The sequence below is a fragment of the Vreelandella jeotgali Hwa genome, from assembly GCF_000334215.1.
Classification (GTDB): domain Bacteria; phylum Pseudomonadota; class Gammaproteobacteria; order Pseudomonadales; family Halomonadaceae; genus Vreelandella; species Vreelandella jeotgali.
Map to the genome: position 1 here is coordinate 26,150 of NZ_AMQY01000015.1, position 7,516 is coordinate 33,665.

The window sequence follows — 7,516 nt, forward strand, 5'->3', positions numbered from 1 at the left end:
TCGGCCGACGCCGGTGCCATGCTCGAGCATGACATCAGGGCATCAGCCCCGGGTCTCACCCGCCAGCATCAGCCAGGTATCCATCACCGCATCCGGGTTGAGCGATACGGAGTCGATGCCCTGCTCCATCAGCCATTTGGCCAGGTCGGGATGATCCGAGGGCCCCTGGCCACAGATGCCGACGTACTTGCCCTGAGCCCGGCACGCCTGAATGGCCATCGCCAGCAGCTTCTTCACCGCCTCGTTACGCTCGTCAAACAGATGCGCCACGATGCCCGAATCGCGATCCAGCCCCAGCGCCAGCTGGGTCAGGTCGTTGGAGCCGATGGAGAAGCCGTCAAAGTGCTCGAGAAACTCGTCGGCCAGCAGCGCGTTGGCCGGCAGCTCGCACATCATGATCACCTTGAGACCGCGATCGCCGCGCTTGAGCCCGTTGGCATCCAGCAGCGAAACGACTTCTTCGGCCTCCTGGGGGGTGCGCACAAACGGCACCATGATTTCGACGTTATCCAGCCCCATTTCGTCGCGGACTCGCTTGATGGCGCGGCATTCAAGCTCAAAGCAGGGGCGGAAGGCATCGGAGATATAGCGCGAGGCGCCGCGGAAGCCGAGCATGGGGTTCTCTTCGCCCGGCTCGTAGAGCTTGCCGCCGATCAGATTTTCGTATTCGTTGGACTTGAAATCGGACAGCCGCACGATGACCCGCTTGGGGTAGAAGGACGCCGCCAGGGTGGAGATACCCTCCACCAGCTTATCCACGTAAAAGCTCACCGGATCGGCGTAGCCGGCGGTGCGCAGGTCGATAATCTGCTGCAGGTCGGCCGGCAGAGTCGCGTAGTCCAGCAGCGCCTTGGGATGCACACCGATCATGCGGTTGATGATGAACTCCAGCCGCGCCAGGCCAACGCCGGCGCTGGGCAGGCCGGCAAAGCCAAAGGCCCGGTCGGGGTTGCCCACGTTCATCATGATGTCGAACGGCAGCTCGGGCATGGCGTCAATGCTGGACACCTTGCGGTCGTATTCCAGCAGGCCTTCGTAGACATTGCCGGTATCGCCTTCCGCGCAGGAGACGGTGACATCCACGCCTTCCTGCAGCTGCTCGGTGGCATCGGTACAGCCCACCACGGCAGGAATGCCCAGCTCCCGGGCGATGATGGCGGCATGACAGGTACGCCCGCCGCGGTTGGTCACGATGGCCGACGCGCGCTTCATCACCGGCTCCCAGTCGGGGTCGGTCATGTCGGTGACCAGAACGTCGCCATCGTTGACCTTGTGCATGTCGTCCGGCGTGGCGATTACCTTGACCGCGCCGCGACCGATACGCTGGCCGATGGCCCGCCCGGCGACCAGGGTACGGCCCTTTTCGCGCAGGGTGAAGCGCTCCAGACGGCCGCCTTCCTGCTGGGATACCACGGTCTCGGGGCGCGACTGCACGATGTAGAGCTCGCCGTCGTCACCGTCGAGCGCCCACTCGATATCCATCGGCCGCTGGTAGTGCTGCTCGATGGTCACCGCCTGACGCGCCAGCGACATGGCCTGCTCATCATTGATGCAGAAGCGGCTGCGGTCAGCGGGCTCGACATCGATCGTATCGACCGACTTGCCGGCGCTGGCGTCGTCGCCGTATACCATCTTGATGCGCTTGGAGCCCAGGTTACGGCGCAACACCGCCGGCTTGCCGGCGGCCAGCGTGGGCTTGTGCACATAGAATTCGTCCGGGTTGACCGCGCCTTGAACGACGGTCTCCCCCAGCCCCCAGGAGGCGGTCACAAAGACCGCATCGCGATAGCCGGATTCGGTATCCAGGGTGAACATGACCCCCGAGGCGCCGGTTTCCGAGCGCACCATTTTTTGCACGCCGGCGGACAGCGCGACGTTTTCGTGGGCATAGCCGCGGTGCACGCGGTAGGAAATGGCGCGGTCGTTGAACAGCGAGGCGAACACCTCGTGAACGGCGCGCTTGATGTTGTCAAAACCTTCGATGTTGAGGAAGGTTTCCTGCTGGCCGGCAAAGGAGGCGTCAGGCAGGTCTTCCGCGGTGGCGGAGCTGCGTACGGCGGCCTTGAGGTTGGGATGGCGCTTGACCATGGTTGCGTAGGCATCGGCCAGCGCGCTTTCAAACGCCGGCGGCAGCGGCGTGTCGATGATCCACTGGCGGATATCGCTGCCGGCCCTGGCCAACGCCTGAACGTCGTCCACGTCGAGGCGCTTCAGCGTTTCGTTGATGCGCTCGTTGAGCCCGTCATGGGACAGAAACTCACGATACGCCCGGGCCGTGGTGGCAAAGCCGCCGGGGACGGTCACCCCGGCTTCCGACAGATTCGAGATCATCTCGCCCAGAGAGGCGTTTTTGCCGCCCACGCGCGAAACGTCGTCCATGCCCAAATGATCAAACCACAGAATGTACTCTTCCACGCAACCCCCTGGCGCTTGTTTTTGCAACGGCCCTGTTGGTACCGGCATCGTTTGCCGCCACACAACGGCAACGGCTTGTCTCCACGGCCGGCTCAGCCACCGGTTATCGACGGCGGCACCTTAGCACCGCCGTCGCCTCTAATCCATTCGTCTAATAGCTAACAGGCTGGAGGAGATTTACAACAAAATCGCTTTTCCGCGCCGTTTTGTAGTCGGCCGCCCGTTTGTCGTCGACCGCAGGAAGGCACTGCAACGTGCTAGGCTAGCCGCCTCCGGTACCGGCCAAGGGCCGCCTTGCAACCACCACCCGACAGACAGAGCGCTCCACCATGACACGCACCGCGTTTTTCATTTCCGACGGCACGGGCATTACCGCTGAAAGCCTGGGCCGCAGCCTGCTGGCGCAGTTCGGCGACGTCAATATCACCATGCTGACCAAGCCCTACATCGATACCGTCACCAAGGCGCACGAGCTGGCCGATATCATCGAGGCCGCCGCCAACCGTGACGGCCAGCGCCCGGTGGTGATCGACACCATCGTTGACGAAGACATCCGCGATATTATCCGCGACGCTCCCTGCTTTAACGTGGATGTGTTCTCGACGTTTCTGGCCCCGCTGGAACAGGAGCTGGCCACCCATTCGTCCTACAGCGTCGGGCGCACCCACTCCATCGGCAGCGATGATGTCTACATGGACCGGATTCACTCGGTTCACTTCGCTCTGGAAAACGACGACGGCGCGCGCCTCCACCAGTACGACCAGGCCGATATCATTCTGGTTGGCGTCTCGCGCTGCGGCAAAACCCCGACGTCGCTGTACCTGGCGCTGCAGTTCGGTATTCGCGCGGCCAACTATCCGCTGACCGAGGACGACCAGGACGAAGACGGCGTGCTCAAGCTCCCCCGCTTTCTCGGCCAGCACCACCACAAGCTCTTCGGGCTGACCATCGACGCCCGCCGGCTGGCCGCGATTCGCCACGAACGCCGGCCCAACAGCCGTTACAGCTCGATGGACCAGTGCCTGCAGGAAGTCGAACAGGCGGAATCGCTGTATCGCTCGCTCAATATTCCCAGCATCGATACCACGCGTTTTTCCATCGAGGAAATTTCCACCCGCATGATCGCCGAAACCGGGCTGGTGCGGCGTTTTTCTCCGCGCTAGGCAAAACGCCTTGAGCGCATGACGCTTTATAGCCCTTTGGGGGCAAAAATGCCCGGCGCATTGCGCCAGTAGCCCTTGTAGTCCATCCCGAAGCCAAAAACGTAGCGATCGGCAACGGCCAGGCTGCAGTAGTCGGCCTGCAACCCCGGCACGGCCTTGCGGTCGTGCTGCTTGTCCACGAGCACCGCCGTGGTGATACTCGCCGCCTGGGCCTGGCGGCAATAATCCAGAATCGCGGCGAGGGTCGAGCCTTCGTCCAGGATGTCATCGATAATCACCACGTGCCGCCCGGCCATGGGAATTTCCGGCGAGACGCGCCAGAACAGCTCACCCCCGGAGAGCCGGCTGCGGTACCGGGTCGCGTGCAGGTAATCGACCTCCAGCGGAAAGCCCAGGCGCGTCAGCAGATGGCCGGTGGTAATCAGTCCGCCGTTCATCACGCAGTAGAACACCGGCAGTTTGTCGCCCAGATCACGGCTGATGGCGTCGGCCATGCGGTCCAGCGCCTCTTCGACCTGCTCCTGCGCAATCAGGCAGTCGGCATCATCCATGAGCGCGCGCATTGAGTCCCGGGATTCAAGCGCCTGTTGATCCAGCTTATTCATATCGGCATCCATAAAAATAAAAAATCGCCACGGAGGGAACCCTGATCAGCGGCCGGCAACGCTTTCAAGCGCCGGACGGCCACGGGCGCCGGACTAAGCCTGGTCCGACAGCGCTTCGAGGCGGGCATGGGTACGGCGCCAGCGGCCCAGCGCCGCCAGCGCACCGAGTTCGGGACGCGCTCGGCCATAGCGCAGCCGCGCCGGACGGCGGGCCTGATAATCGCGATAGTCATCAACCACGCGGCAGGCGGCATCACGGTCGTTGCAGACCAGCAGCATGTCACAGCCGGCCTTCAGCGCCGATGCGGCACGCTCGGTGGGGCCGCCGGCTGCGCTGGCGCCGTGCATGCTCAGGTCATCGGAGAAAATACAGCCCTTGAAGCCCAGCGACTCGCGCAGCATTCCCAGCCAGCCGGGCGAAAACCCCGCCGGACGCGCATCAAAGTCGGGATAGACAACGTGTGCCGGCATGACTCCGTCCAGCTGACCGGCAAGGCGGGAAAACGGCACCAGGTCCCGGGCCTTGAGCTCGGCCAGCGGACGCTCATCCACGGGCAGCGCCAGGTGGGAATCCGCCGCAACCCCGCCATGGCCGGGAAAGTGCTTGCCTACTGCGGCCATGCCGGCCTCGTGCAGCCCCGTGATCAGCGCCTCACCCAGCGCCGTCACGCTCTCGGAGTCGCCGGAAAAGCTGCGGTCACCAATCACGCTGGACAGCCCCACATCCACGTCAAGCACGGGCGCGAACGTCATGTCCAGGCCGCAGGCGGCCATTTCCATGCCCAGCAGCCAGCCGGCATCGCGGCACAGCGCCACGCCCTCGGCGGGCGACGCGGCAAAAGACTCGCCCAGACGCGCCATCGACGGCAGCCGGGTGACGCCCTGGCGAATACGCTGAACGCGACCGCCTTCCTGATCCACGGCGATCAGCAGTTCGGGGCGCTGACGCCGGATATCGGCACACAGCCGGCTGACCTGGGCGGCGTTTTCCACGTTGCGGCCGAAGAGGATTACGCCGCCGACCGCCGGCTTTTGCAGCAGGCGTTTTTCCGCGGGCATGATAGCCGGCCCTTCCAGGTCAAGCATGACCGGGCCTGCAGAGTGCGTCATGGTAAAAGGTCCTGCCGAAAAGGGAGGCGCAATTCTAGCCGACCCGTGAGCGCTGTCAAAATGCCTCAGCGGTGCGACGTGTCTGCGCTGTCGTGCAGCCACACCGGCGTACCGGAAGGCATCTGCGCAAACAGGTCGAGCAGATCGTCGAGATGCAGCCGCACGCAGCCATGCGACGCAGCCACACCCATTGGCTCCGTCGACGGCGTGCCGTGCAGGTAGATATAGCGGCGCTGAGTATCAACCTGCCCGCCGCGGTTGCGGCCTTTTTCCAGCCCGCAGAGCCAGAGGATACGGCCGAGAATCCAGTCGCGTCGGGGATGACGGGCAGCCAGCGCCGGCGAATAGGTCTCGCCGGTCGGTCGCCGGCCGCGAAAGACCGCCGCCTGAGGCTCACCCGCGCCGATGGCCGCGCGGACGTAATGCCACCCGCGCGGGGTCTGCCCGCTGCCTTCGTGCTCGCCGGCCCCCGCCTCGCCGGTGGATACCCGACAATGCCGGACCGGCTCCCGTCCGTCCCATACCGTCAACGACTGCTCATGGATATCGATCTCGACCCACCGGCCCCGGGACGGCGGCAGGTCGCTGAGTTGCGGAGTCGGCATCATGCTAGTCTTCCTGCGTCGGGGACATATCATCGGGTAGCGGTGCGTTCATTGCCGCGACGACGACCGGGCGCAGGCGCCGCACCAGGTCCCGCACCGTGACCTGCTCGGCGTAGTCCTGTTCGGCAATGTCCTTGAGCGCATCCAGCCCGGACAGGGTGAAAATCACCGTCCCCAGCATGAAGTGCAGCCGCCAAAAACGTTCGGCATCGGGCAGATCCGGCGTGGCCCGGCGCACCAGCTCGGTAAAACGGGTAAACACGCCGCCATACTGCTCCTGGATATGGCGCCGCAAATGCCCCTGCGCCTGACTGTATGCCAGCCCCAGCAGCCGCATGAAAACCTTGAGGCTGTTGCGCTCGGCGGGCACCGCAAGCACCGTGGTGGCCATGTTTTCCAGCAGCACTTCCAGCGGGATGACACGGTTTTCATAGCGCGCCTCGAGGGCATCGAGCGCCGCATGAAAGCGCCCGGTAAACGGGTCCAGATAGCGCGAGAAAACCGCCTGAATCAGCGCCTTCTTGGAACCGAAATGATAGTTGACCGCCGCCAGGTTGACCTGTGCCTTGCTGGTGATGTGACGCAGCGACGTCTCGGCAAAGCCGCGTTCGGCAAACAATACCTCGGCGGTATCCAGAATGCGCGTCATTGTATCCGGCTGAGCCATACAGCGCTCCCAAAACGATTGTTTAAAACACTTTATTATTACGCTTTGCGGAATGCTACGCCAAGGCAAAACGCGGCTCAATCCCCACGGGCGTACTGCCGCTGTTTTTTACCTCAAGCCGCCCTGATCATTAATATCCGGGCTCGGCCGGCAAAAAATTCGACACAGCCCTTTACTGTTCAAGAGATCATGCTGTACATTTGGACAAAATCAGCCCGGCAACGGGCCGTGCCATTAACACTCACTGTCCATAACGGCGTGGATACGACACTTCAGGAGTTGTTCATGACTCAATCACTGACCAAACGCCAGCAGAACGTCTACGATTTTATCGCCAAGACCATCAGCGACCACGGCTACCCGCCGACGCGGGTTGAAATTGCCCAGGCGCTGGGCTTCCGTTCGCCCAACGCCGCCGAGGAACACCTGCGGGCGCTGGAGCGCAAGGGCGCCATTCGCATGGTTCGCAATACCTCCCGGGGTATCCGCCTGACCGACCGTGACGCCGCCACCGCGAGCGCCACTGCCGAAGGCCTGCCGATTATTGGAGAAGTCGCTGCCGGCAGCCCGATTCTCGCTGCCGAGCACATTGACCGCTACTGCCCGCTGCCGCCGGAATATTTCACCCCACGGGCCGACTATCTGCTGCGGGTACGCGGGCTATCGATGCAGGGTATCGGGATTCTGGAAGGTGACCTGCTCGCGGTTCATCGTACCGAACAGGTACGCAACGGCCAGATTGTGGTGGCGCGCCTCGAGGATGATGTAACCGTGAAGCGCTTCAGCCGCGAGGGCAATCAGGTTCAGCTGCTGGCGGAAAACCGCGATTTTGCGCCGATCAATATCGACCTGAGCACCGAGGGGCTGGATATCGAGGGCGTCGGGGTCGGCGTGATTCGCGGCGGCAACGGCCAGGCACTGGGCTAACGCCCTTCCCGCCGGCGCCGCTAG

At 63.5% G+C, this 7,516-nt stretch carries 7 protein-coding genes; 2 read left to right on the forward strand and 5 right to left on the reverse strand.

Annotated features, from left to right (window positions below):
- Positions 1-42 precede the first annotated feature (42 nt).
- Positions 43-2,415, reverse strand: a complete 2,373-nt coding sequence (gene ppsA / locus C793_RS0108240) for a phosphoenolpyruvate synthase (RefSeq protein WP_017430461.1) — start codon at positions 2,413-2,415, stop codon at positions 43-45.
- Between the two features lie 329 nt (positions 2,416-2,744).
- On the opposite strand from ppsA, the gene ppsR reads away from it, so the two are divergent.
- Positions 2,745-3,578: a posphoenolpyruvate synthetase regulatory kinase/phosphorylase PpsR gene (gene ppsR / locus C793_RS0108245; RefSeq protein ID WP_017430462.1), complete on the forward strand. Its 834-nt coding sequence runs from the start codon at positions 2,745-2,747 to the stop codon at positions 3,576-3,578.
- Positions 3,579-3,604: 26 nt separating this feature from the next.
- Here ppsR and C793_RS0108250 read toward each other — a convergent pair whose 3' ends face one another.
- The 4 genes from C793_RS0108250 to C793_RS0108265 form a co-directional block, all read right to left on the reverse strand.
- Entirely contained in the window at positions 3,605-4,183 is a 579-nt protein-coding gene (locus tag C793_RS0108250) for a hypoxanthine-guanine phosphoribosyltransferase (RefSeq protein ID WP_017430463.1), read from the reverse strand.
- Positions 4,184-4,276: 93 nt separating this feature from the next.
- Complete coding sequence (gene nagZ, locus C793_RS0108255) at positions 4,277-5,293, reverse strand: beta-N-acetylhexosaminidase (RefSeq protein WP_017430464.1); 1,017 nt, start codon at positions 5,291-5,293, stop codon at positions 4,277-4,279.
- 65 nt (positions 5,294-5,358) lie between these two features.
- A complete protein-coding gene (locus C793_RS0108260; protein WP_040475389.1) occupies positions 5,359-5,898 on the reverse strand; it encodes a L,D-transpeptidase in 540 nt (179 codons plus the stop codon).
- Positions 5,899-5,902: 4 nt separating this feature from the next.
- Positions 5,903-6,565, reverse strand: a complete 663-nt coding sequence (locus tag C793_RS0108265) for a TetR/AcrR family transcriptional regulator (protein ID WP_017430466.1) — start codon at positions 6,563-6,565, stop codon at positions 5,903-5,905.
- Between the two features lie 285 nt (positions 6,566-6,850).
- Between C793_RS0108265 and lexA the strand changes: the two genes are divergently transcribed.
- Positions 6,851-7,492, forward strand: coding sequence for a transcriptional repressor LexA (gene lexA / locus C793_RS0108270; RefSeq protein ID WP_017430467.1), 642 nt, complete (start codon positions 6,851-6,853; stop codon positions 7,490-7,492).
- Positions 7,493-7,516: the final 24 nt, after the last annotated feature.